20 protein-coding genes and 1 pseudogene are annotated in these 24,291 nt (G+C 70.9%); 10 read left to right on the top strand and 11 right to left on the bottom strand.

What is annotated here, in order from left to right; genetic code table 11:
- Positions 1-393: pseudogene (locus IG05_RS0138465) on the top strand (2-oxoacid:ferredoxin oxidoreductase subunit beta); the annotation flags it as partial.
- 63 nt (positions 394-456) lie between these two features.
- Here the strand turns inward: IG05_RS0138465 and IG05_RS0138460 are convergent.
- Complete coding sequence (locus IG05_RS0138460; RefSeq protein WP_030348771.1) at positions 457-864, bottom strand: DUF427 domain-containing protein; 408 nt, start codon at positions 862-864, stop codon at positions 457-459.
- Between the two features lie 14 nt (positions 865-878).
- Entirely contained in the window at positions 879-1,751 is an 873-nt protein-coding gene (locus IG05_RS0138455) for an aldo/keto reductase (protein WP_030348770.1), read from the bottom strand.
- Positions 1,752-1,901: 150 nt separating this feature from the next.
- On the opposite strand from IG05_RS0138455, the gene IG05_RS0138450 reads away from it, so the two are divergent.
- The gene (locus IG05_RS0138450) at positions 1,902-2,648 is read left to right on the top strand and encodes a TetR/AcrR family transcriptional regulator (protein WP_324605050.1); all 747 of its coding nucleotides are present in this window, start codon (positions 1,902-1,904) and stop codon (positions 2,646-2,648) included.
- Between the two features lie 61 nt (positions 2,649-2,709).
- On the opposite strand, the gene IG05_RS0138445 is transcribed toward IG05_RS0138450, so the two are convergent.
- Positions 2,710-4,410, bottom strand: a complete 1,701-nt coding sequence (locus IG05_RS0138445) for an acyl-CoA dehydrogenase family protein (protein WP_051790704.1) — start codon at positions 4,408-4,410, stop codon at positions 2,710-2,712.
- Positions 4,407-5,693: a cytochrome P450 gene (locus IG05_RS0138440; RefSeq protein WP_030348767.1), complete on the bottom strand. Its 1,287-nt coding sequence runs from the start codon at positions 5,691-5,693 to the stop codon at positions 4,407-4,409. Before IG05_RS0138440 ends, IG05_RS0138445 begins: the two co-directional genes overlap by 4 nt.
- Before the next feature lie 205 nt (positions 5,694-5,898).
- Between IG05_RS0138440 and IG05_RS0138435 the strand changes: the two genes are divergently transcribed.
- The 5 genes from IG05_RS0138435 (at position 5,899) to IG05_RS0138415 (ending at position 12,838) form a co-directional block, all read left to right on the top strand.
- Positions 5,899-7,173 carry a cytochrome P450 gene (locus IG05_RS0138435; protein ID WP_051790702.1) on the top strand — a complete coding sequence of 425 codons (1,275 nt, stop codon included), beginning with the start codon at positions 5,899-5,901 and terminating at the stop codon, positions 7,171-7,173.
- A gap of 277 nt (positions 7,174-7,450) precedes the next feature.
- Entirely contained in the window at positions 7,451-8,878 is a 1,428-nt protein-coding gene (locus IG05_RS0138430; RefSeq protein ID WP_234336205.1) for an MFS transporter, read from the top strand.
- A 412-nt stretch (positions 8,879-9,290) separates the two neighbouring features.
- On the top strand, positions 9,291-10,223 hold the full coding sequence (locus IG05_RS49675; RefSeq protein WP_234336203.1) for a hypothetical protein: 933 nt from the start codon (positions 9,291-9,293) through the stop codon (positions 10,221-10,223).
- Complete coding sequence (locus tag IG05_RS0138420; protein WP_234336201.1) at positions 10,192-12,306, top strand: tyrosine-type recombinase/integrase; 2,115 nt, start codon at positions 10,192-10,194, stop codon at positions 12,304-12,306. The genes IG05_RS49675 and IG05_RS0138420 overlap by 32 nt, the downstream gene beginning before the upstream one ends.
- The gene (locus IG05_RS0138415) at positions 12,299-12,838 is read left to right on the top strand and encodes a hypothetical protein (RefSeq protein ID WP_030348762.1); all 540 of its coding nucleotides are present in this window, start codon (positions 12,299-12,301) and stop codon (positions 12,836-12,838) included. The genes IG05_RS0138420 and IG05_RS0138415 overlap by 8 nt, the downstream gene beginning before the upstream one ends.
- 71 nt (positions 12,839-12,909) lie before the next feature.
- Here the strand turns inward: IG05_RS0138415 and IG05_RS0138410 are convergent, their stop codons facing one another.
- Positions 12,910-13,185, bottom strand: coding sequence for a hypothetical protein (locus IG05_RS0138410; RefSeq protein WP_030348761.1), 276 nt, complete (start codon positions 13,183-13,185; stop codon positions 12,910-12,912).
- An 88-nt stretch (positions 13,186-13,273) separates the two neighbouring features.
- On the opposite strand from IG05_RS0138410, the gene IG05_RS0138405 reads away from it, so the two are divergent.
- Positions 13,274-13,525 carry a hypothetical protein gene (locus IG05_RS0138405; protein WP_051790700.1) on the top strand — a complete coding sequence of 84 codons (252 nt, stop codon included), beginning with the start codon at positions 13,274-13,276 and terminating at the stop codon, positions 13,523-13,525.
- 15 nt (positions 13,526-13,540) lie between these two features.
- On the opposite strand, the gene IG05_RS0138400 is transcribed toward IG05_RS0138405, so the two are convergent.
- On the bottom strand, positions 13,541-14,158 hold the full coding sequence (locus IG05_RS0138400; protein ID WP_030348759.1) for a TetR/AcrR family transcriptional regulator: 618 nt from the start codon (positions 14,156-14,158) through the stop codon (positions 13,541-13,543).
- A 69-nt stretch (positions 14,159-14,227) separates the two neighbouring features.
- Here IG05_RS0138400 and IG05_RS0138395 point away from each other — a divergent pair, with 69 nt between their 5' ends.
- Positions 14,228-15,562, top strand: coding sequence for an alpha/beta fold hydrolase (locus IG05_RS0138395; RefSeq protein WP_030348758.1), 1,335 nt, complete (start codon positions 14,228-14,230; stop codon positions 15,560-15,562).
- 175 nt (positions 15,563-15,737) lie between these two features.
- Here the strand turns inward: IG05_RS0138395 and egtD are convergent, their stop codons facing one another.
- The 4 genes from egtD to egtA are packed head-to-tail and all read right to left on the bottom strand — an operon-like array spanning position 15,738 to position 20,105.
- Positions 15,738-16,700, bottom strand: a complete 963-nt coding sequence (gene egtD / locus IG05_RS0138390) for an L-histidine N(alpha)-methyltransferase (protein ID WP_030348757.1) — start codon at positions 16,698-16,700, stop codon at positions 15,738-15,740.
- The gene (egtC, locus tag IG05_RS0138385) at positions 16,697-17,452 is read right to left on the bottom strand and encodes an ergothioneine biosynthesis protein EgtC (protein ID WP_030348756.1); all 756 of its coding nucleotides are present in this window, start codon (positions 17,450-17,452) and stop codon (positions 16,697-16,699) included. The genes egtD and egtC overlap by 4 nt, the downstream gene beginning before the upstream one ends.
- Positions 17,452-18,801 carry an ergothioneine biosynthesis protein EgtB gene (gene egtB / locus IG05_RS0138380; RefSeq protein ID WP_030348755.1) on the bottom strand — a complete coding sequence of 450 codons (1,350 nt, stop codon included), beginning with the start codon at positions 18,799-18,801 and terminating at the stop codon, positions 17,452-17,454. The genes egtC and egtB overlap by 1 nt, the downstream gene beginning before the upstream one ends.
- Positions 18,798-20,105: an ergothioneine biosynthesis glutamate--cysteine ligase EgtA gene (gene egtA, locus IG05_RS0138375; protein ID WP_051790710.1), complete on the bottom strand. Its 1,308-nt coding sequence runs from the start codon at positions 20,103-20,105 to the stop codon at positions 18,798-18,800. Before egtA ends, egtB begins: the two co-directional genes overlap by 4 nt.
- A 235-nt stretch (positions 20,106-20,340) precedes the next feature.
- Here egtA and IG05_RS0138370 point away from each other — a divergent pair, with 235 nt between their 5' ends.
- Positions 20,341-21,117 carry a thioesterase II family protein gene (locus tag IG05_RS0138370; protein WP_030348753.1) on the top strand — a complete coding sequence of 259 codons (777 nt, stop codon included), beginning with the start codon at positions 20,341-20,343 and terminating at the stop codon, positions 21,115-21,117.
- 108 nt (positions 21,118-21,225) lie between these two features.
- Here IG05_RS0138370 and IG05_RS0138365 read toward each other — a convergent pair whose 3' ends face one another.
- Positions 21,226-24,066, bottom strand: coding sequence for a helix-turn-helix transcriptional regulator (locus IG05_RS0138365; RefSeq protein WP_078894808.1), 2,841 nt, complete (start codon positions 24,064-24,066; stop codon positions 21,226-21,228).
- Between the last annotated feature and the right edge of the window lie 225 nt (positions 24,067-24,291).

Raw genomic sequence — 24,291 nt, 5'->3', positions numbered from 1 at the left:
CACCTGACCGAGGTGCTGCGCGCCGCCGCCGACCACCCGGGCACGGCCCTGATCGAGATCTACCAGAACTGCAACATCTTCAACGACGGCGCCTTCGACACCCTCAAGGACCCCGCGACTCGCGACGGCGCCCTGCTCCGTCTGGAACAGGGCCGCCCCTACCGGCTCACGCCGGACGGCGAGGAGATCGTCCACGACGCGCACCACCCGGACCCCACCCGCGCCTTCGCCCTCTCCCGCCTGCACCACCCGACCCCCATCGGCGTGTTCCGGGACGTCGAACGGCCGGTCTACGACACCCTCATGGCCGACCAGCTCGACGCCGCCGTCGAACAGCACGGCAAGGGCGACCTGGCGGCCCTGCTCGCCGGCGGGGACACCTGGACCGTGTAGGCGCCGAGGAGGCGGACGGGGCGAGGGGGGACACCGGGGACACCGGGTCCCCCCTCGCCCTGTTCACACGGCCGGCGCCTCAGGGGGCGCGCCGGTCACCTCGATCTCGGCGACGTCGTCGTAGAACGAGACGTACCCCTTGATCTCGGGGACCACGTCGATCGGATCGACGTAGGACCACGCCACGTCCGGGTGGCCCTGCGCCGTTCCGCCGGCCCCCTCGTCCCCGCGGAACGACCAGTACGAGGCCTCACCCTTGTAGGGACAGGTGGTGCGGGTGTCCGAGGGTTCGAAGAGCGTCAGCTCCACGTCCTCCGGGGGCAGGTAGTAGCGCACCGGCAGTCCGGTCTCGTAGACCAGCACGGGCCGGTCCGACGAGCAGACCGGACGGCCGTCGATGCGTACCCGCACCGTCTGCGTACCGCGGACGGCCACCACACGGTGGCCGGGCTGTGCCGTGGGCACGGTCATGGAATCCTCCAGTCTCAGCAGGCGTCGGTGACGGCCTGGTAGGCGGTGTCGGACAGCTGGATCGAGGTGCTCCGGACGTTCTCCTCCAGGTGCGCGACGGAGGCGGTGCCCGGAATCGGGAGCAGGGCCGGCGAGTGGCGCAGCAGCCAGGCGAGGGCGAGCTGCGCCGGGGTGGCGTCGTGGTCCTCGAGTACCGCTTCCAGCGGGCTGCCGGGTCCGGCCAGCTGCCCCATGGCGAGGGGGAACCAGGGGATGAAGACGAGGCCGTGCTGCTCGGCGTAGCGCAGCACGTCCTCCGACTTGCGTTCCGCGACGTTGTAGAGGTTCTGCACCGAGACGATCGGGGTGACCGCCCTGGCCTTCTCCAGCTCCTCCACCGTCACCTCGGACAGCCCGATGTACCGCACCTTGCCCTCGTTGCGGAGTTCGGCCAGCTCGCCGACCTGGTCCTCCAGCGGCACCGCGGGGTCGATGCGGTGCAACTGGAGCAGGTCGATGGTCTCCAGACCGAGGTGACGCAGGTTCAGTTCGGTCTGCTGGCGCAGGTACTCGGGCCGTCCCACCGGGCGCCAGTCGTCGGGGCCGGGGCGGGTGAGACCGACCTTGGTGGCGATGACCAGGTCGTCGGCGTAGGGGTGCAGCGCCTCCCTGATGATCCGGTCGCTGCTGAACGGGCCGTAGGCGTCGGCCGTGTCGATGAAGTTCACGCCCAGCTCCACGGCGCGGCGGACCACGCGGACCGCCTCGTCGGGGTCGGCCGGCTCGCCCCAGAAGCCCGGGCCGGTGAGTCGCATGGCCCCGTATCCCAGCCGGTTGACGGTCAGGTCGTCCCCCAGCCTGAGGGTGCCGCCTGCGGCGGCGGGGGCGGTGGTCAGACCAGTGCTCATCGGCGTAAGCCCTTCGGCAGGACTGTCGTGGACAGTCGGGGGGATTGGTGAGCGATCGCTCTCTGAACAGCGTTCACTGACTACACTGGGCGTGTCAATTGAATGCCGTAAAAAACCAGAGTCGACCATTTATGTTTCTACGCTGCTAAGATGCCGACCATGGGACAGGTGACTCAGAGCCGGAGGATGCGTCTTCGCGAGGCCACGACGGCGGAAATCAAAGCCACAGCCCTCAAGCACATGGCCTCCAGTGGGACAGCCGCGATCTCACTGCGTGCCATCGCCCGCGAGATGGGGATGACCGCCGGTGCGATCTACAGCTACTTCGACACCCGGGACAACCTCGTCAGCGTGCTGATCGCGGACGTCTACAGCGACCTCGCCTCCGTCCTGGAGGCCGCCATCGCACAGTGCCCCAAGGACGACGCGGCGGCGCAGGTGATGGCGTTCGGCCAGGCCTACCGCAACTGGGCCGTCACCAACCCGGAGGAGTTCCGGCTGGTGTACGGCGACGCGGTGCCCGACTACCAGCCGCCGGAGGGCGGAGTGGCGGCGGAGGCGGAGCACCGCTCCTGCGCGGTGCTCACCGGGATCGTCGCCGCCGCCTGGCCCAAGGCCCAGCACCTGTACATCGGCAGTGACCACACCTGGTCCGACTTCGCGCCCGAGTTCGCCGAGCTGATCCGCGAGTCGTTCCCCGATCTGCCGCCGGCGGCGGTGGCCCTCTCGCTGCGGGTCTGGGGCCGCATGCACGGCCTGGTCTCCCTGGAGGTCTACGGCCACCTGAACCCCCAGGTGCGCGACCCGGGGAAGCTGTACCACACCGAACTGATCGACCTGTCCCGGTCGTTGGGACACGTCGCGGTCGGCGACCCGCAGGGCGCCGTCACGGGCTGACACGCCGGACGGCCGGGGCCGCGTCGCCCGCGCGACGCGCCCCCGGCCGTCCCGTGCGTGGTCAGGCCTCGCCGCGGAGCCGGGGCAGCCCTTCGGCCAGCCAGCGGGTGCTGATCCCGGCGTAGTCGGGTTCGGTGACCATGTCGAGGCGTCGCCAGTGGTCGGCGAGACGGTGCCGGGCCGAGGTGCAGTACACGTCCGCGAGCCGCTGGCCGTCCCGCTCGCCGCCGTCGCCGGGCCGCTCGGTCCCGGCCCTGGCGAGGACCGCGTACATCGCGAACAGCTCCGCCGCCACACGGCCGAGCAGGATGACCGTGTGCTCCTGCTCGAACAGGTCCTCCAGCCGGGGACGGCTGCCGGCCAGTGCGCGGCAGACCTCGTGGAACCGCAGCACCTGCTCCCGCACCGCCGCCAGATGAGCGGCGTTCACCCCGGACAGGCGGCCCTCGTCCGTGTGCTCCGCACCGAGCCCGTCGGCGAGCCCGGAGGCGTCCTCGGCGCTCGTGGCGAACCAGGTCAGCAGGCGCCGGGCGGCCTGGGCGTCCAGCTGGAAGTCCACGTTCCCGGCGATGCGCAGTCCGCGGGCGTCCCTGAGCCGGCGCTCCAGCGGCACGGGGACCGCGCCGCGCCGCAGCTTGCTCGGCAGCGTCTCGATGCCCTCCGCGCCGTACAGCGAGACCGTCCGGTCCACGATCCGCCAGCAGGTGCGCACCGCCAGGTTCTTGGCCGTCAGCCGCTCGAACCAGCGCTCCTGCGGACCCGAGCCGACGAGCCCCCACTGGACGACGCTCTCCATGGCGTACACCTCCGCCAGGGTCTCGCCGAGCATTCGCTGGATCTCGTCGTACTCGCTCAGCGCCCGGCCGTTGATCCTGCGCCGGGTCACGAACTCGCCCGACCAGCGCCGGCACAGCTTGGCGATGGCCAGGGCCGGAGCCGCGGTGAAGTACAGCTGGCCGATGAGGACCGCCGAGGCCATCAGGTCGGGGAACCGCGGGTCCTCCGGCTCGCTCCGCACCACGTACTCGGCCGGCACCTCCACACCGTCCAGGCGCAGTGCCCCGTTGGGCAGGCCCCGGCTCCCGGTGAACTCGACGCGCGAGGTCACCTCGAAGCCGGCGGCGGCCGTGTCCACGAAGCAGATGCACAGCCTGCGCCCGTCCGCGGTGTGCTCGGTCGCCGCGACCGGCAGCAGGTCCGCCACCGGACCGTGGCCCGTGAACACCTTCTCACCGCTCAGGACGTAGACCGACCCGTCGGCGGACCGGGTCGCCGTCGTGCCGGGCCAGGCGTTGTTCTGGCCGGCGGGCTCGGTCAGCCCGAAACCCGAGACCGCTCCGTCGGCGAGCCGCTCGGCGACGAACTCCCGCAACGGACCCGGCGGCAGCGCGGGAAACAGCGCGGGTGCGCCGACGCCCGCCTGGATCGCCAGCATCTGGCCCGCGGGCATGCAGTGGCCGGCGGCGTGCTCGACGGCACGGAAGGCGTTGTACGCCGACAGGTCCAGGCCGCCGATCTCCGGGCCCAGGCACAGCTTCAGGTAGCCGCTCTTGCGCAGGTCGTCGAGGAAGCCCTCCGGCAGCGTGCCGGTGAGGTCCACCTCGTCGGGGTCCAACCGGTCGCGCAGGAACGCCGTCAGCTCCGCCACCACCGCATCGCCCGCCGACCGGTCCGGTGCGCTCTGCACCGGGTACCGGAACAGGTCCCGGCCGAGCCGGCCCGCGTACAGGGCGTCGACGAAGCTCAGGGCCGCGGTGGTCACGCGTCCTCCGCGGGGACCAGCTCCACGGGGACGTCGAGCAGCACGGTGTGCTTGTTGTTGGGCGCCCACGTCTCCGGCGCCGTCAGCCGGATCTCCTCGACCCGGTCGAGCAGGGCCTCCAGCGCCAGCCGGATCTCCAGCCGGCCGAAGGCGTCGCCGAGGCAGTAGTGCACGCCGTGACCGAAGGAGAGGTGCGGATTGGGGTCGCGCCGGATGTCGAAGCGGTCCGGGTCCGGGAACACCGTCTCGTCGCGATTGGCGGACGGCCACCACAGCGTCACCTTCTCGCCGGCCCGCAGGCGCCGTCCGTGCAGTTCCACGTCCCGGGTGAGGGTGCGCCGGTTGTAGGGATTCGCCGGAAGCCAGCGCAGGACTTCCTCGACCGCCGTGGGCAGCAGCGACCGGTCCTTCCGCAGTTCCCGCCACTGATCGGGATTCCGGGCGAAAGCCAGCAGGCCGCCGGCGATGGTGTTGCGGGGCTGTTCGAAACCGCTGACCAGCATCACGCTCGCATTGGCCTCCCGCTCCATTTCCGTGAGCGGCGGCTGACCGGAGTCCGAGGGCAGTTCTCCGTTCGCGAGCACCGTGCCGAGATCGTCGGCCGGGTGCGCGCGTTTCGTTTCGAGCAGCGTGCTGAAGTAACCGCGCAGGTTCGCGTAGACGGCCCGCGACTCGTCGTCCACCTTTCCGGTCCTGCGGTGGGTGAATCCGAGTACCGTGTGCACCCATTCGGTGAGCTTCTGCCAGTCCTCGCGCGGCACGCCGAGCAGCAGCGCCACCGAACGCAGCGAGAAGGGCTCCGAGAAGTCGTCGACGAGGTTGCCGGCACCCCGCCCGACCAGGTCGTCGGCGAGGGCGGCGGCGACGGACCGCAGTTCCGGCTCCAGCGCGGACACCGCCCGGCCCAGGGCCGGACCGAGCAGATGCTTGAAGACGTCGTGCCGGGGGTTGTCCATCATGGCGAGCACGGTGCCCGTGAGGCCGCCGCCGAACGGCAGGTCCTCCAGGTGTGAGCCGCCCCCGGCCCGGCCGCCGCCGCCCTGCGAGGAGAAGACCGGGTCCACCGACGCGGACGCGATGTCGGCATGGCGGGTCAGCACCCAGAAACCCTCGCCGTCCGGCAGTGTGCCGGCGGGGTGGTACAGCGCCGGTGCCTCACGACGGAGCCTGGCGAACAGCTCGTACGGAATTCCCTCGGCAAATCTCGACTGATCCGTCAGGTCGAACCCGCCCAGGACCTCCGGATAGTCCGTGGCCGTTCCCGTGCGGCTTTCCTTTTCCATTCGGAACCTCATGTCAGCTAGCACCAAATGCGATATCCTGTGAATTTATCGGCGAATCTATCGACGCCACACCCCTACTGCCAACCCCAGATTTCACCCCCGCACCCCCTAGCCTCCCTGCTGCATGAGAGGGGTTGGCCCTAGGGGGTGCGGGTCGGTAATTTCCAGATCCCAGGAACACGACTCTCAGAAGTGGGATGTGGATATGGGCGACGCGGCGACGGCCAAAATTCCCGATGTCATCACGTACGACCCGGAAGTCGCCCGGCAGGCGCTTCCCTTCGATCCGTTCGACCCTGATTTCCATGCCGATCCGTTCCCGTACTACCGGAAGATCCGGGAGCAGTCCGGCCCGGCCTTCCGTACCGAGGGCGGGATCGTGGCCGTGTTCGGCTACGAGGAGGCGGCGGCGGTCATGAAGGACCCCCGGTTCGGCTGGGGGGTCAACCCGATGGTGGCCGACCAGTTCGTGGAGAACCCCGCGAGCGGCGAGTCCGGCCGCATCCTCATGTTCATGGACCCGCCGGACCACACCCGCATCCGCGGCCTGGTCTCGAAGGCGTTCACGCCGAAGATGATGAACCTGCTGCGCCCGAAGGCCGCGCGGTACGCCCGGGAGCTGCTGGCCAAGGCGGTCGAGGAGAGCCCCGACGGCCGGGTGGACCTGCAGGAGGTGCTGTCCCGCCCGCTGCCGGCCAAGGTCCTCAGCGACATGATGGACATCCCCGAGCACTACCACCCGCTCTTCTTCGCCAACACGATGGAGAGCGGCCGGGGTCTCGACCCGGGCTTCACGCTCACCGAGGAGCAGAAGACCGGCCGCAACGCCGCCCGTGACGTCTTCATCAACGCGGGCATCGAACTGGTCGCCGCCCGGCGTGCCGCGCCGGGTGACGACCTGATCAGCGAACTGACCAGGGCCGAGCAGGAGGGCGACCGGCTGTCCGAGTGGGAGCTGGCCATGCTCCTGATGAACCTGCTGGCGGCGGGCTTCGGCGCGACGGCCGCCCTGATCGGCAACCAGGTGTACAACCTGCTGGCCCATCCGGAGCAGGCGGAGTGGCTGCGCTCGCACCCGGACCACGTGCCCTCCGCGGTCGAGGAACTGCTGCGCTACGACAGCACCCTGGCCATGGTGACGCGGACGGCCCTGGAGGACGCCGACGTGGCCGGCATCCCGGTGCGGACCGGCGAGTACGTCGTCGTGATGATGGCCGCCGCCAACCGTGACCCGGCCGCCTTCGACGACCCGGAGCGGCTGGACGTCAGCCGCGCCCAGAGCCGCAACCTCGGTTTCGGGCACGGCATCCACTTCTGCGTCGCGGCCCCGGTCGCCCGCATGATCGCGCAGGAGGCGCTGGCAGCCCTCCTTGAGTACGACGTGCGCCTCGGCGACGAGCCGGTCGAGCGGTGGCCCGGCATCTCCCTCCGGGTGATCGGCAAGCTGCCGGTCGTCATCACCCCGGCCGCCTCCGCCTGACCCCTTCCCCAAGTGCTCGGCCCCGGACCGCACTTGCGGTCCGGGGCCGAGCACGTGTGCGCTTGACACTCAACGGCGTGTCAGTAATATCTCCAGTGCTAACTCTGAACACCGCTCAGCAATCGAACGACAGACAGCGAACGGCCTGCCGTTCTCGTTCGTGCATGCGCTCAGTCACCGCTCCCCGTTTCTCCGGCCGCCCCGTGGCCGGGACGATCCTTTGCAGAAGGGCTCACATCCAGTGGAACGTTCCGTAAGTTCGCATCAGCGGTCGGGCTTGAGGCTCGCGCTCCTGGCGTTGGCCCAGTTCATCATCGCCGTCGACTACAACATCGTTTTCGTGGCGCTGCCGGACATCGGGAAGGCCCTGGACTTCTCGCAGCAGACCCTGCAGTGGGTCGTCAGCTCCTACGCGGTCGCCTTCGGCGGCTTCCTGCTCTTCGGCGGCCGCGCCGCCGACCGGCTGGGCGCCCGTCGCGTCTTCGTCACCGCGCTCATCCTCTTCGGCGCCTCCGCCCTGGTCGGCGGCCTCGCCGGTTCGGCGGAGGTGCTGGTCGCGGCCCGCGCCGTGCAGGGTCTGGGCGGTGCGCTGCTCTTCCCGTCGACCCTCACCCTGATCGTCACCAGCTTCGACGAGGGACCGGCCCGCAACCGGGCGCTCGCGGTCTGGGGCGCCACCGGCAGCGGCGGTCTCGCCGCGGGGGCGCTGCTCGGCGGTGTGCTCACGCAGAGCCTCGGCTGGGAGTGGGTCTTCTTCTTCATGGTGCCGCTTGCCGCCATCGCGCTGCTCGGCGTGCCCAGCCTGCTCGCCCCCGACGCCCCGCGCACCGGCCCCCGCCAGGGCTTCGACATCCCCGGCGCGCTGGTGGTCACCGTCGGTGCCACGCTCGTGGTCTTCGGTCTGGTCAGTGGCCCCGAGTCCGGCTGGACCGCCCCCCGCGTGCTCGGCTCGCTGATCGTCGGTCTGCTGCTGATCGCCTCCTTCTTCGGCATCGAGGCCAAGAGCAAGGCCCCGCTGGCGCCGCTGCGGATGTTCCGCAACCGCAGCCTCATCACCTCGATGATGGTGGCGTTCCTGCACATGAGCGCCCTGAGCGGTGGCTACTACCTGTTCACCACCTACATCCAGAACATCCTCGACTACAACGCCCTGGAGGCCGGCCTGGCCTTCCTGCCGCTGGGCGTGCTGGCGATGGTGGCCGGCGGCAAGATCGCCGCCTCCATGCTGAACAAGACGGGTCTGCGCGGGACGCTCTCGCTCGGCATGCTCATCTACGGCATCGGCATGGGCGCCATGGCGCTCGGCATGGTCACCGGCGGCAGCTACTGGGCGGTGCTGCCCGGAGTCGCCATCTACGGCTTCGGCGGCGGTCTCGCCTTCACCTCGATCTTCGCCACCGCGGGTGCCGGTGTCGACCCGGCCGAGCAGGGCGTGGCCTCGGCGCTCGCCTCCACCGCCCAGCAGATCGGTGCCGCCGTCGGTCTGGCCGTCATCCTGGTCATCGCCAACTCCGGCCTGGACCTGTCCGCCGGTGCGCCGACCCCGAGTGACGCCGACGTCGTCGACGGTCTCCGCGCGGCCGGCTGGGTCACCGCGGCGGCCGCGCTGCTCGGTGCCCTGGCCGCGCTGAACCTGAAGAAGGCTCCCGCCCAGCAGTCCGCCGCCCCGGCTGCGGACGAGGTCGAGGCGCCCGTCTCCCGCTGACGCGGAGACCTCCGCACGAGGTGCCGTCCCGGACACCTCGTCACCGACTCGGGACCCGTGGCCGGCCATTCCCCCGTACCGGCTACGGGTCCCGACCCATTCCCGCTCCCGCCCCACGGAAGGGCTACAGGCCCACGGAAGGGCCGCCCGCCGCCGGAGGGACTGTGTGCCGCCGAAGCGGCCGTGTGCCGCCGAAGGGACGCGCGCGACCGGAGGGGCTGCGTGCCACGTAAGTGCCGCGCACCACGGAACGGCCGCGCACCAGGAATGGGCCGTGCGCCACCGGAAGGGCTGGGCGCCACGAAGGAGGTGTTGACCGGACTACGGAGCGACGCGCCGGGCCACGGCGCGTCGCCCGGTTGGTCTAGTCGGTAGATGTTGCGCATCCGAAGGAGCAAGGAGCGCAGCAAAGTTGGACGAGTTCTCGCGTGATGTCCGATCGATTCGCCTGCCACGGTGGGGGTACGTGGCCGCGAACTCGGGTGTGGTTCCGTGGCTGGTCTTCGCTGAGGAGGGGCGGGCTGTCGAGCCGGTACGCCGGTATCTGATCGATTTCGTCGCCCGGTACAACCGGCCCGGCAACGTCCGCAGCTACGCTTTCGACCTGCTGCGGTGGTGGCGCTGGCTGCGCGTGGTGGATGTTCCGTGGAACCAGGCCACTCCTGCAGAAGGTCGGGATTTTGCACTGTGGCTGGGGGCGACGGTCAAAGTCCCCAACGCTGCGCGGACGGTGTCCAGCGCGACGGCGGGCACCATCAAGCCGATCACCAAGAAGCCCTACCTGGACGATCGCTACAAGCCGCGCACCATCCGGCACAGCAACGCGGTGATCCGCAGCTTCTACACCTTCTGGATCGAGACCGGCGAAGGCCCGCTGATCAACCCGGTGCCGCTGGCGCGCTCCGAGCGTCGCCGTCCCCACGCCCACCGCAACCCGCTCCATCCGTATCGGGGCGAGGGCCGGCTCCGATACAACCCGAAAGTCCCACGCCGCCGGCCCCGGCAGATGTCGGACGAACGGTGGAACGAGTTGTTCGCCGCGCTGCGCTCCAACCGGGACCGGGCGATCGTCGCGCTCGCCATCAGCAACGGCGCCCGCGCCTCGGAACTCCTGGGCATGAAGGGGGACTTCCTCGACCGGCGCCGGGCGGATCGACCGCAGGAGGAGTACCGCGAGCCCACCGAGCAGGAGTGGCACGACTTCCAGCAGCACTTCGAACTCCGCAAGGTGTCACTGGGCACCTGCGGGCGACCTTACGGAACCCCCTGCAAGCACGAGCACGCCCCGTTGACTGAACGAAGCACGTTGATTCTTGCGCCAGAGTGGGCCGTCACCGTCGTATGAGCGCGTTGACCTGACCTCCGGGCTGCTGATGTTTGTCTGCGGCGATGTCATCCGTCCCGACCTGGCCTGGATGCTCACCCGCTCCCACAAGCACCTGGCCCCGGTCATGGCCGAGGTCCGCGACCCCGAAGGGTTCGCACGGCTGGTACAGCTGGCAGAGTCCGGGCCGGCCAGCGCCCGAGGTGAGGCCACCATCGCGGCGACTCGGATCGCGATGCTCCTGGCCTGCAAGGGCGGGTCGACCGCTGACATCACCGTCGGCGACTGCGTGGAGCTGGTCGACACCCTGCGCCGGGTCCATGTCCGCGGGGGTCAGCGCAAAGTGGACTTCTACCTTCGGCTGCGAGCCTTGGGTGTCTTCCCTGAGGACGCCCCGGCCACGATCCGGGCGTTCGGGCTTGCCGCCGGCCGGCTGAGCATCGAAGAACTGGTGGATCGCTATCCGATCCAGTGCCGCCCGGTCCGCGACCTGATCGTGGACTACCTGCGCGAACGGCAACCGTCGTTGGACTACACCAGCCTGGACGCGGTGTCGCGGACGCTGGCTGGGCTGTTCTGGACCCGGATCGAAGCGCTCTCTCCGGGCATTGACTCCCTGCGGCTGCCACCGGCACTGTCCCGGGCTTGGAAGACGGACATCGCCACCAAGAAGCGCACCACGATCGGTCCGGACGGCACCGCCGTCGAGATCGCCAGCCCCCGGCTGAACGCCAAGGACGAGCTCATCCGCGTCCGCGCCTTCTATCTGGACATCGCCCATTGGGCTGCGGAAGAGCCGGCCCGCTGGGCGCCGTGGGTGGTGCCCTGCCCGATCAGCGACGAGGAGATCAGCAAGGCCAAGGACCGCAAACACCGTAAGGCCCGGATGGACCAGCGCACCCGCGAACGGCTTCCCGTCCTGCCGGTGCTGACCGACACCGCCGACCGCAGGCGCCGCGCCGCAGCCGAATTACTGGCTGCCGCCGAGTACACCCGGCCCGGGGATCTGATCCCTGACACCGCCGGGGCCTTGCGCAGAGCCGTCGCGCCGAAGGCCGCTGGGCACCTGATCTGGGCCGAGGAGACCTCGACCGGGCGGCGGCGGAACCTCACCTACGAGGAGAGCGAAGCCTTCTGGGCCTTCGCCGCGATCGAGGTCCTGCGCCTGACCGGCATCCGCAACGAGGAGCTCCTGGAGCTGACCCACCACAGCATCACCGAATACCGGCTCCCCAGCACCGGCGAAGTCGTGCCCCTGCTGCAGGTCGCCCCGTCCAAGACCGACAGCGAACGGCTCCTGCTGGTCAGCCCGGAACTGGCGGACATCCTTTCCACCATCATCCGCCGCCTGCGAGGAAGAAGCCGTGCGATCCCGCTGGTGACCTCCTACGACGTCCACGAGCGGGTCTGGAACCCGCCGATGCCGCTGCTGTTCCAGCGCGATATCGGCACCGAACACCGCGCTTTCACCCCGACCGCCCTCCGCAAGCTTCTGATCAACGCGCTGACCGCCACGGGTCTGACCGATCCCGGCGGGGAACTGCTCGTCTTCTCCCCGCACGACCTCCGCAGGATCTTCGTGACCGAAGCCATCACGAACGGCCTGCCACCACACATCGCCCAAGTGATCTGCGGGCACAAAAGTCTCGACACGACGATGGGCTACAAGGCGATCTACCCGGCCGAGACCATCGAGGCCCATCGCGCCTTCATCGCCCGCCGCAGGGCCACCCGGCCCAGCGAAGAGTATCGGACCCCCACCGAGGAGGAATGGGACGCCTTCCTCGCGCACTTCGAGAAGCGCAAGGTCTCCATCGGCACCTGTGGTCGCGCCTTCTCAAGCCCTTGTGTCCATGAACACGCTTGCGTTCGTTGCTCGCTCCTCCGACCGGACCCCGCCCAGCGCGGCCGATTGGAGGAGATCCGCGACAACCTCCTCGCCCGCGTCGCCGAGGCCGAGCGCGAGGGCTGGCTCGGCGAGGTCGAAGGACTCAAAGTCAGCCTCGCCGGAGCCGAGGATAAGCTCGCCCAGATCGACAGGCAGTTCCAGAAGGCCACCATCATCCTCGGCATGCCTACGACCAGGAGCGGGGACGTTGAGTAGCGACGCACATCGAGAAGAATCAGGCCACGATCTGAGCACGTGGACGCTCGGCCAGCTCCAGACGTTCATCCATGACGCCCGCGGCCAGCAACTTGAGACAGCACGCGTCGCCGCGCAGGGACAGGCCTACAACTCCAGCCATCCCCAGGAAGCCCGTCGCCAGTGGGCGAAGCTGTCGCTGCTCGCGAACCGACGCATGCTCGACCACGCCGAGGGACACCCTGCGCGCGTGGCTCAGCAGGACTTCATGCTCCGGATGTGGGTGATCGACCGGCTGGGCCCCGACGACACGGACCCCGACTGGAGTCCCGAGGCGCTGGCGTCCGACACGCGCGACGCACTGTCCTTCACGCCCCCGCAGGCCGCAGCTCTCGCCGAGGGCTGGCGCGACCTTCCCACCGGGCAGATCCGCGAGCTGCGGCGACACAAGAACCTGACGGCCCATCTGGAAAGCCTGGTCGGCTACCTGGCGCCCGGCCCGGTGCGGGAACGACTCGTGACCTGGACCGCAACCCGACCGCTCCTGCCCTGACCAGCCCTCCAGCAATCAAATTCGCTCCAACTGAGTTCCCAAGGTGAGGTTTCAGCAGAGGCGGTCGAAGATCAGAACGGAACCGACAGACCGGAGTCGCGCAGGCGGGCCAGAGCAACGGACATGCACTGCTGAACAGTCCTCCCATCGGCTCGCATCCCATGCGCCAACGGGCCACCGCTGGCAGCGAACGTCCACGCCGGCGCGTTGTCAGCCAGTCTCTCGGCGTCCATCCTGATCATGGCATTCACACCCTGCTCGCCCAGCCACTCCAAGATCAGAAGCGTCACGTGCTCGACGCCGCGCTCCTCATCGATCTTCGGCCAACGACCTCGGTTCCCAGTCATCACGCCGACTCTATCGAGGCCCCGGAGGTGGTCCAGGGGTCCAACCACCAAGTTCAGAGAAGCCTGCATCCGCTGCCCCGTTCTCCAGATGGATCCCCGCCAGAGGCCACGCCTCATCGAGATCACCCGGAACCTCCGCGAGCGCATCACCGAGGCCCGCGCCAACGGCTGGCTCGGCGAGGTCGATGGACTCCAGGTCAGCTTCGACGCTGCGATGACCAAGCTCAACAGCCTCAAGCGATCTCCAACCGATGGCCGGCCGCAGTTGGTCGACCTTGGCATGCCGGTCTTCACCGACCATGCGCCCTCACCCCGGCAGGGACCGGGAGGGCGCGGATAACCGGCCCTGATCCTCTCAGTGGGCGAGTTCGGCCTGGCGAAGGCTGCGGAACACCGCCGGGGTCGCCCACCCGCGCAACGTGGCGTGAATCGCCGATCGGAATGCGACCTCGGCCGTGGCGGCGTCGAGAGCCCCGGCCAGTTCGAGAGTCACCAGCCCGTGCAGGGTGGCCCAGATGGACAAGGCGATCGACGTTGCCTCGCCGACGAGGACGGACGCCGCCAACGCGCGATCGATCGCCGCGAGGAGCGGACGGATCGGGTCACTGGCACCGACCTCCCCCGACGGGTCGAAGGACTGCACACCACCGAACAGCACCGTGTACAGGTGGCTGTGTCCGCGGCCCCAACGACGGTAGGCGACGGCCAGCGCGTAGAGGTCGGCGAGAGGGTCCGCGGAGGTCTGCGCCGCCGACAGGTCCTGGAACAGGCCTGCGACGGCTCTGTCGCGCACCGCACCGATCAGCCCGTCCTTACCGCCGAACAACGAATACACCGCCGTCGTCGACGCCTCGGCAGCAGCGGCCACGGCGCGGACCGTGAGCGACTCCCGCGGACGGGTGGCAAGCATCTCGGTCGCGCACTCCACAAGCCGCTCTTTGACGGCCTCGTCGTTTGTTCTCGGCCTACCCACGGCCAGCAGCCTACCTCTGTTTGATAACGTCGTTTTGAAACGGTGTTCTGAAACTATTGGAGGTCCGCTATGCCTACGTTCGCCATACGTCTTGTCCGTTTCACCGGACGCTTACTGCTGGCCCTGGCCGCCGTCGCGATGCTGGTCGTCGTCTTTCTCGCACTGATCGCCCTCACAGACGGGGCAGGCTCGGGGCTCGCCGCATGGTTGACGACTCTTGGAGTCGGAGCTGTCCTCGCGCTGTGGCGGGGTCGGCACCGCACCTGGCCGGCGCGGCTCGTGCCGTTCCTGCCGGTGGTCGTCGCGGCGGCGTTGACAGCGACGGTCTGCATCCCGACCGTGCCGACGGCCCGGCGGTACCCGCCCGCCCTGCCCTTCGTGGCCACGCAGCACTGGAGCCTGGCCACAGGCAGCCGGGTAGCGGTGTACCACTACCCGGCCGCGAACCCCAGCACCCGGCACCCCATCCCGCTCGTGTACCTCAACGGTGGACCGGTCCGTGGCATCTCGGTGCTCGACCACCGGTTCCTGCAACTCCTGGCACGCCAGGGCTACGACGTCTACGCCTACGAACAGGCAGGTGGCGGACGAAGCGACCTGCTCCCCATGGGCCAGTACACGATCTCCAGGTCGGTCCGCGACCTCGCCGCCTTCATCGACCACCTGGACAAGGGCAAGGTCGACATCCTGGGATTCTCCTCAGGCGGGGCCGTGCTCACCCGAGCCCTGGCTGACCCGAGCGTCGCCGCACGCTTGCACCGGGCGATCATCGCCGAGCCCGGCCCCATGGACGGCCCTACCGCGCACATCGCCGGGCACAAGGGCCGAAAATCCGCGCGCGGCCTCGCGCCGGCTCTGACCGGGCCGCGATCGACGCACGTTCCCCGGTACGCCGTGGCCTTCGGCCTCATGCGGCTCGGACTCCTCAGCCCCGACACCGGACTGATCGGACAGGCCGAAGGCGTCAACGCCTTCACCGCCGCAGATCTCGGCAGCGACACCGCATCCGCATACTGCGCGCGTGACGCGCACCGCATCCCCGCCGAGGACACCGCACAGACCTTCTCCTTCAGCCCCGCCGCCAGCCTCCGCATCCAGCAGACGGTCAAGGACTCACCCTCCATCGCACCGCAACTGAGGCGCTCCCGGACCCCCGCGATGCTGATGATCGCCGAGTGCTCCTCCCAGGTCCGTCAATGGGAGACCACCGTTCTTGCCAATGCCCCCGCCATCCAGCGCACGCAGTACATGCCCGGAGTCGGACACCACATGTGGAACAGCCTCGACGACAACAACGACCGGGCCGTCGCCGTCATCACCGCGTTCCTTCAGGGCAAGCGAGCACCCCTGCCGAACTACCCGACCCGCGACGAGATCCCTGCCTTCCTGCGCGACCACAAATGAAGACGGTTCAGCCGTAACCGGCAACGGCGGGCGAAACCTAGAAGCTGCCCCCGGCCCTGCGGCAGGTACAGCCAAGGGCGATCTCTTAGTCCGGAAAAGGGCCGTGTCTCACGAAAGGGCCGCTCCCGCCTGCCACGCAGGTGGGAGCGGCCCTTTCGGTCGTCGTGCCGGGACGTCAGCCGCGTACGGCCAGCGACAGCGCGAAGCGCCCGGCGCTGTCGGTCCACCACCGCCGCATGTCCAGGCCGACGGCGGCGAGTTCCCCGCCGACCCCCTCCTGCCGGAACTTGGCCGAGATCTCGGTGCGGATGTCGTCACCGGCCTCGAAGTGCAGCACGAGATCGAGCGACGGGATCTTGGCCGTCAGCGCCCGGTTGGCCCTCAGCCGCATCTCGATCCACTCGTTCTCCGCGTCCCATAGCGCCACGTGGTCGAACGCGGAGGCGTCGAAGTCGGCGCCCAGCTCCCGGTTGAGGACACCGAGGACGTTCTTGTTGAACTCCGCCGTGACGCCGGCCGCGTCGTCGTACGCCGGGACGAGCACCCCCGGGTCCTTGACCAGGTCGGTGCCCAGCAGGAAGGCGTCACCGGGGGAGAGCATGCCGGCGACGGCGCGGAGGAACTCGGCCCGCTCCGCCGGGAGGAGATTGCCGATGGTGCTGCCGAGGAACGCCACCAGGCGCGGCCCCGGGGCGGGGGGAAGCCGCAGCCCGTGCTGGAAGTCGGCGACGAGCGCGTGGACGCGCAGGCCGGGGCGTTCGCGCAGCAGCCGGCGGCCGGCCTGTTCCAGGGCGCTCTGGCTGACGTCGACCGGGACGTAGGTGTCCAGACCGGTGAGCGCCTCCAGCAGGTGCCGGGTCTTCTCCGAGGAGCCGGAGCCCAGTTCCACCAGGGTGCGGGCACCGGTGACGGCGGCGATGTCGGCGGCCCGGTCCACGAGGATCTCCCGCTCGGCGCGGGTGGGGTAGTACTCGGGGAGCCCGGTGATCTCCTCGAAGAGTTCGCTGCCCCGTGCGTCGTAGAGCCACTTGGGGGGCAGGTGCCGGGGATCGCTGCCCAGGCCTTCCAGGACGTCGGCGCGCAGCGCGCCGTCGCGTGCGGTGCCGGGGAGTGTACGGGTTACGGTGAACGAGCTCACGAAAGGGATTCCTCAAGGGGAGTGACGAGAACTTCGGCAGGGGTGGCGCGCAGCAGCGAGCGGTCGGGGACCTCGGTCCACGCGGGGTCGTCGTCGTAGGGTTCCGAGGCGGCGACGACCCCCGATCCGGGGACGAGCCGGTACCACAGGGTGTCGCCCCAGGCAGTGGCGGCGAGCGAACGGCCGTCCGTCAGGAGGAAGTTGAGGCGCGCCGGCGGGGCCGCGGCCCACAGGGCGGCCACCGTGCCCGCCAGCGCGTGGGACATCTCCTCGCCGGCCCGCAGCCGGTGGGCGACCAGCGCCCAGACGAAGGCGGAGTCGTTGTGCGCCTCCATGCCGAGGAGATCCTCCGCCGGCAGTCCCGAGGCCAGGGACGACACCGAGGCGGGCCACCCGGGCAGCGCCCCGTTGTGACTGAACAGCCAGCGGTCCCGGGCGAAGGGCGCGGCCGCCGCCTCGCCCTCCGGCCCCGGCCGGGTCGCATCGCGGACCGCGGCGAGCAGCGCCCCGGTGCGCACCAGCCGTGCCAGGTCGGTGAAGGACCGGTCGGCCCAGATCGGTCCGGGGCGCCGGTAGCGCCCCGGCACCGGGTCGCCGTCCGCGTACCAGCCGACGCCGAAGCCGTCGGCGTTCACGGTGCCGTACCGCTGGTGCCGGGGCGCCCACGACTGGCGTACCAGCCCGTGCTCCGGGGAGAGCAGCAGATCGCCGATGGCTACCGGGTCCCCCACGTAGGCGACATGACGGCACATCAGCCCTCCCCGGCGTCTCGGGCGGTGCGGAAGCCGGAGAAGATCTGCCGCCGGACCGGGTAGTCCCAGTTGCGGAAGGTGCCGCGGCAGGCGACCGGGTCGACCGCGAACGAGCCGCCGCGCAGCACCTTGTGGTCGGAGCCGAAGAACACCTCGGAGTACTCCCGGTAGGGGAAGGCGGCGAAGCCCGGGTAGGGCAGGAAGTCGCTCGCCGTCCACTCCCACACGTCCCCGATGAGCTGCCGTACCCCGAGCGGCGAGGCCCCCTCCGGATAGCTGCCCACCGGTGCCGGGCGCAGATGGCGCTGGCCCAGGTTGGCGTGCCGGTCGGACGGGTCGGCGTCGCCCCAGGGGTAGCGCCTGGACCGGCCGGTCGCCGGATCGTGCCGTGCCGCCTTCTCCCACTCCGCCTCCGTGGGCAGCCGCCGCCCGGCCCACCGGGCGTAGGCGTCGGCCTCGTACCAGCTGACGTGCAGGACGGGTTCGGCCACGGGCACCGGTTCGGTCACGCCGAACCGGCGGCGCACCCACCGACCCGCCTCCCGCTGCCAGAACAGCGGGGCGGCAAGCCGGTGCCGGCGGACGTACGACCAGCCGTCGGGGGCCCACCAGCGTGGCTCCGTGTAACCGCCGTCCTCGATGAAACGCAGGTACGCGCCGTTGCTGACGGGTGTGGTGTCGATGTGGAAGGCCGGGACGTGCCGCACGTGCGCGGGCCGCTCGTTGTCCAGGGCCCAGGGTTCGACGTCCGTCCCCATGCGGAACGGTCCGCCGGGGACCAGCACCTCCGCGGGCAGCGCCGACGCGTCGGCGGGCGCCGGCGGGGGAGCGGGGGCCGACAGGGCGGGGGCGCCCCGGCGCAGCTGGTGCGTGATGAGCATCGTCTCGTCGTGCTGCTGCTCGTGCTGGGCGACCATGCCGAAGGCGAACCCGGCATCGGCGAGCGGACCGCCCCCGGTCAGCGGAGTCTCCGCCACCACGTCCAGCACCCGCGCGCGCACGTCGCCGACGTACCGGCGGGCCTCGGCCGGCGGCAGCAGCGGCAGTGCGGGCCGTTCCGCCCGGGGATGCTCGAAGGCGTCGTAGACCGAGTCGATGTCCGGGCGCAGCGCCTCCCTCCGGCCGAGCGTGCGCAGCAGCCACTGCTCCTCCTGGTTGCCGATGTGGGCCAGGTCCCACACCAGCGGCGACATGAGGGGCGAGTGCTGAGCGGTGAGTTCGGGGTCCGCCACACAGGAGGTGAGCAGCTCGGTGCGGGCCCGCGCCGTCGTGAGCGCCGCGACCGCGCGCTGCCGCAGTGACTCCGGGTCGACGTCCCCGCCGGTCTCCTGCGGAACGTGAGCGGTCATGAGCCGGTGTCCTTCCTCGGGACGGTGTCGAGCAGGTCGTCGGCGGGGCAGCGGCCCTGGGACACATAGCGGTCGGCGAAGGAGGCGACGGCCGAGCGCACCGCCGCGGACGCACCCCCGCGGGCCAGGGCCTCACCGGCCGCGGCGAAACAGGCGACGGCGGCCTCGTGCAGCGGTGGGTGGGCCAGGCCGTGGCGGGCGGCGGCCCGCCAGAGCGGATGGCGCGGGGCGCGTTCCGGGCCGTCCGCCTCGCCGGCGAGCGGCTGGAGGGCGCGCAGGGCGAGGCCGGCGGCCGTCGGATCGTCCAGCAGCGCGGAGGTCACGGCGAGGGGCACGATCCAGCCGTCCTCGCCCGGCTGCGCGTCGATCATGCGCAGTTCGAGGTGGCCACGCGGGCGGACCGGCGGGAACAGCGTGGTGAGGTGGTACCGCAGGTCGTCCTCCGTCGCCGGCCGCGGGCCCCGGCCGCGGACCCAGTCCCGGAACGTCAGTCCGGCGGGGGCGGTCCAGTCCGCGCCGTCGCCCCTGACGCACAGCACCGGCGCGTCCAGGGCGTAGGAGGCCCAGGCGGTACGGGGGCCGTCGGCCGGCGCGGGGGCCACGGTGCGCGCGGGGTCGAGCGAGGCCCAGACGCGCTGCCGGGTGGACTTCCACCCGGTGGGCCTGCCCTCGGCGAGCGGGGAGTTGGCGAAGGCCGCCACCAGCACGGGGCCCAGCAGGTGCGCCAGCCGCCAGCGGAACCGGTAGCCGTGCGGTCCGTCCGTGTCGTCCCCGCTGTCCACGCACACCTGCACGGAGGCGGTGCTGCACATCATGGAGCGTCCGGCGGGACCGGACCTGTCGAAATAGGCTTCCATCGCCGCGTAGCGGGGTTCGGCCAGTACACGGCGCGGTGCTCGCCACAGGTCGTGCCCGTGCCCCGTGAGCACGAGTCCGTGGTCCTTCAGCGCGCCCCGCACCAGGGCGAGATCACTGTTGACGACCGTGACGCAGTCGTCCGGCGAGGACGAGGGCGGAGAACTGAGTTCGAGCTGGCCGCCGGGTTCCGTCGTCACCGCGGACCGCAGGGGAAGGGCACGCAGCCCGGCGACGGCCGGGGCGAGCCGGTCGGGGCCGACGGGACAGTGCGGGTCGTCGGAGTCGTGCAGTAACCATTCGAGTTCCACGCCGGTGCGTCGCGGGGGACCGTTCTTGAAACAGATCCCCTGGATCAGCTCCTCGGCCTCCAGCTCCTTTATCGGGCGCGCACGTTCTCGCTCGTAACTCACGGGTACGCGGTTTCCCTTCTGCCGGTCCCCGGCCATCCGGAAGCCGGCCGTCACGATGGCAGATACGCCGTCCAGCCTCACCCGGCCGACGCCACGGGGACAAGCGTTCACGGACCTTTCTGGGGGTGCCGGACACCGGAGTAGGGGTTGTTTTCCGGGGTCGGAAAAGGGGTTGCGCGGCCGGCTGACGGGTTGCGCCGGCATGCCGGCCGCCGCCCGCGGGTAGGGGTTCCGGACCGCTTCCGGACCGTCCTACGCTGCGTCCGTGAACATGCCGAACCCATACACGAGCGACTGGCTCCGCCTCTTCACCCCGCTTTCCGGCAGCTCGGCGACACTCGTCTGCTTTCCGCACGCGGGAGGTGCGGCGAGCTCCTTCGTCCCGCTCTCCCGGGCGCTCGCTCCCGAGGTGGAAGTGGTCGCGGTCCAGTACCCGGGACGCCAGGAGAGGCGCCAGGAGCCCCCGGCCGGCAGCATCGGGGAGCTGGCGGACGCGGTGTTCGGCGCCCTCGGCCCCGAACTGCCGCGCGACTGCGCCTTCTTCGGGCACAGCATGGGCGCGGTCGTCGCCTTCGAGGTGGCCCTCCGCTACGCACGGCGGCCCGGTACGGCCGGTCCGGTACGGCTCTTCGCGTCGGGCCGCCGGGCCCCCTCCGTGCACCGGGACGACCGGGTCCATCTGGGCGGTGACGCCGGGATCATCGCGGAGCTGCGGCGCCTGAGCGGCACCGACCGGGCCCTGCTCGCGGACGAGGAGCTGATGGCCATGCTCCTGCCCGCGCTGCGGGCCGACTACCGGGCGATCGAGACGTACCGACCTGCGCCGCGGGACGCCCGGATCGGCTGCCCGATCACCGTGCTGGTCGGCGACGCCGACCCGGTCACCACGATCGAGGACGCGACGGCGTGGCGGGCTCATTCCACGGGCGACGTCGACGTGCGGGTCCTGCCGGGCGGCCACTTCTACCTCGACGGACAGTCCGAGGCGGTGGCCCGCGAGATCCGCGCGGCGCTCACGCCCTTCCCCGCCGGCCCCGGCCGCGCCTGAACCACGCGCCGGTGCCGGCCCGGAGCGGCGGGCTCCCGGGCCGCACCGCCACCGGCGGGCGGTGACGGCCCGGTCCAGGCGTGGCCGGCGCGCCCGTCCGGATCCGCGTCAGGAAGCGGTGCGGGCGGTGTCGCCCCCGTGCAGGGCGAGCGTGAGATCGCTCCGCCGTTTGATGCCCAGCTTCCGGTACACCCGCGTGAGGTGCTGCTCGACGGTGCTCACCGTGACGAAGAGCTTGGCCGCTATCTGCCGGTTGCTGTGCCCGCGCACCGCCAGCGCCGCCACCCGCATCTCCGCGTCGCTCAGGATGCCGACCAGCTCGTCGCTCCCGCCCACCACGGCGGCCGGCTGCCGGCCGCGCGGCGCCTCCGGGAGCGTGCGGGCCGGCAACTGGACACCGCATTCCTCGGCGAGCTGGCGTGCCCGCAGCAGCGCCATCCGGCCCTTGCTGTACTGGCTCGCCTCCTGGTGACAACGGCCCGTCTCGTGCAGGGTCTGGGCCAGGACCACGGGGTTGCCGCACTGCTGCGCCGCCTCCAGGGCGTGGGCGAGCAGTTTGCCGCGCTCCTCCGCCGGGGAGGTGGCGGCGAGGACCCGCAGGGTCACCGCGCGCACCTGGTGCTGGCCCTGGCGCACCGACGCCAGCTGTTCCGTCGCCAGTTCCCGCGCCCGAGCGGTGTCGCCGCGCAGCAGGTGCACCAGGGCGGCGTCGGTTCTCCAGGGCAGCACCGCCGGTACGTCCATCCGCCAGCGTGCGGCCAGCTCGCCGACCGCGAGGAAGTCGTCCAGGGCCGGCTGCGCCTGCCCGTTGCCGAGGAGGGCACGGCCGCGGGCGGTCAGGTAGCGCAGGCCCAGCGGGGTCTGGAACATCGCGTCCGGGGTCGGTGTCTGGAGCTGGGCGAGGGCGGCGTGGTGCGCACCCTGGAGGGTGTGCGCCTCGATCGCCACACTCAGCGGCAGGCCGATCATGACGCCCCAGCTGCCGGTGGGTATCTCGGCCAGGGCCGCTTCGGCCAGGCGCGCGGCCTCGGCCGGGTTGCCGCGCTGGAGAGCGAGCCTGGCACCCAAACTCTTGAAGAGGGCATGCCAAGCTTTTGCCGACTGTTTCCGGGTGACCGAGGCGAGCGTGTCGATCCACCGCTCCGCCGACGCGTGGCGGCCGTCGAGGAGCAGGACGTCGATCGCGGCGGCGAGGCTCGGCACGGTCTCGTCGGTCAACTGGTGGGTGACCAGCGTCTGTTCCGCGGTCAGGGCCGACGCCGCGTTGGGGCCCGTCTGCAGCACCCGGAGCAGCTCGCTCAGGACCTGGCTCCGGGAGGACGTCCACCGCGGACGCTCCTCCCCGAGGACCGCGGCGGAGGTGCCGTCACCGTACACCGTCGCCGGGTACAGCAGGCCGAGCGTGGCGCGGCGGGCCTGCAGGTGCGCGGAAGCCTCCACGTCCTGCCTCTGCCAGGCGTCCCGCTCCATCCGCTCCAGCGCGTCGAGCGCCGCCTCGGGACGGCCGAACCAGAGCAGGGCGTCGACCAGGGCCGAGACGTGCCGTCCCGTCAGGTGCCCCTCCCGCGCCGCGTCCAGGAGCGTCGGGATGCGGCGCGCCGCGGTGCGCGGATCGGCTCGCCACTCGGTGCGGAAGAGCATCGCCGTGGTGGTGGCGCGGTGCTGCTCGCTGCGGCCGTACTGGTAGGCGACCGACAGACAGTTCGACGACAGGGCCGTGTCACCGGTGGCGAGGCCCTCCTCGGCCGCCTCCAGCAGCACGCTCGCCGCGCAGTCGTTGTCGATGCGGCTGGCGGCGATCAGGTGGCGGGCCACCGCGGTCACCGGTGCGCCGTTCTTGAAGAGCAGCGTTCCGGTCCTCGTGTGCAGAGTGGCGCGCTCCTCGGGGGTCATCTCGTGCAGGACGGCCGCGCGTGCCTTCGGGTGGCGCCAGGCGCCCTCCCTGAGGAAGCCGGTCTCCTCCAGGACGCCGAGGGTCAGGGACAGGCACCGCGGGTCCACGTCCGACAGCCGGGACAGCAGCGGGGTGTACTCCGGGTCGTCGAGCACGGCCATCTGCCGCGCCACGGTGCGCGCGTACGGATCGCAGCGGTAGAGACAGTGAAGGATGGCCCGCTCGAAGCGGGGACCGGCGTGCAGGGCGAACGGTTCTCCCTGCGCGGCGGTGTCCTCGACCAGCCTGCGCACCAGCAGCGGGTTGCCTCCCGTGACGGCGAGACAGTCGTCGGCGAGGCGCGCGGCCGCGCCGTCGCCGAGCCGCGCGGCGAGCAGGGCGCGCACCCCGCCGCGGGACAGCGGGGGCAGCAGCACCCGGTGGGACAGCGGCTCCGGCGGCAGCTCCGCGTTCAGCAGGACACTGGCGGACTGCGGGGAGGGGTGTTCGCTCAGGAGGAGCAGCAGGGGGGCCGTACGCCGCCGGCGCGCCAGGGTGGACAGGCACAGCAGGGACGGGGCGTCCGCATACTGGACGTCGTCGACGCTGATCAGCAGGGGCTGCGAGAGTTCCACGAGATCGTGGAGGGCTGTGCCCATCTGGTGGAACAGGCGCGGGGGGATGACCCCCGGCTCGTGGGGCATCGCCGAGCCGCCCGAGCTTATGGCCTGGCCCAGCAGCCGGGACACCCGGGTGCTGATGTGCGGGGGCAGGTCCGCCGACTGGAACAGCTGGGCGAGTACGCCGAACGGGACGGGCTGCTCGGCACGGCAGGCCGCCGCGGCGACATGGGCCACCCCCAGGCCCTGGGCCTGCGCGGCGAACGCGTCGAGGAGTTCGGTCTTCCCGTGGCCGGCGGCCCCGCTCACGACGGCCAGACGGGTGTTCCCCCGCAGGGAGTCCTGCAGGAGGCTGTGGAGAAGAGACAACTGCCCCTCGCGCTCGTGCAGTGCCGTGTCCCTCGGGGGCAGGCCGTCAAAACCCTCCAGGACGGCCAGAGCTGCGGTAGCAGGCATTCCTTCGACTCCGCTTCGTATTAGCTTGATCACGTGGTTGAGGCGGGGGGTGCCGAGTGGTGGCCGCGTTCTCTGGGGTGGGGCCAGTAAATACCGACCACTCGTCTTCGGGCAACGGGAGTAATGAGCGGAGCGATTGACTCCCTTTTTAGGCGGTGCCCTTCGTCGGATTTTGTGGCCGGTTCTAGGTCCGGCGGACCGCTAAACGTGATCTAAGTCATATCG

The sequence above is a fragment of the Streptomyces sp. NRRL S-1022 genome, assembly GCF_000720135.1.
Classification (GTDB): Bacteria; Actinomycetota; Actinomycetes; order Streptomycetales; family Streptomycetaceae; genus Streptomyces.
Note: the sequence above shows the minus strand (reverse complement) of the source record. Positions and strands in the feature narration are given on the sequence as shown.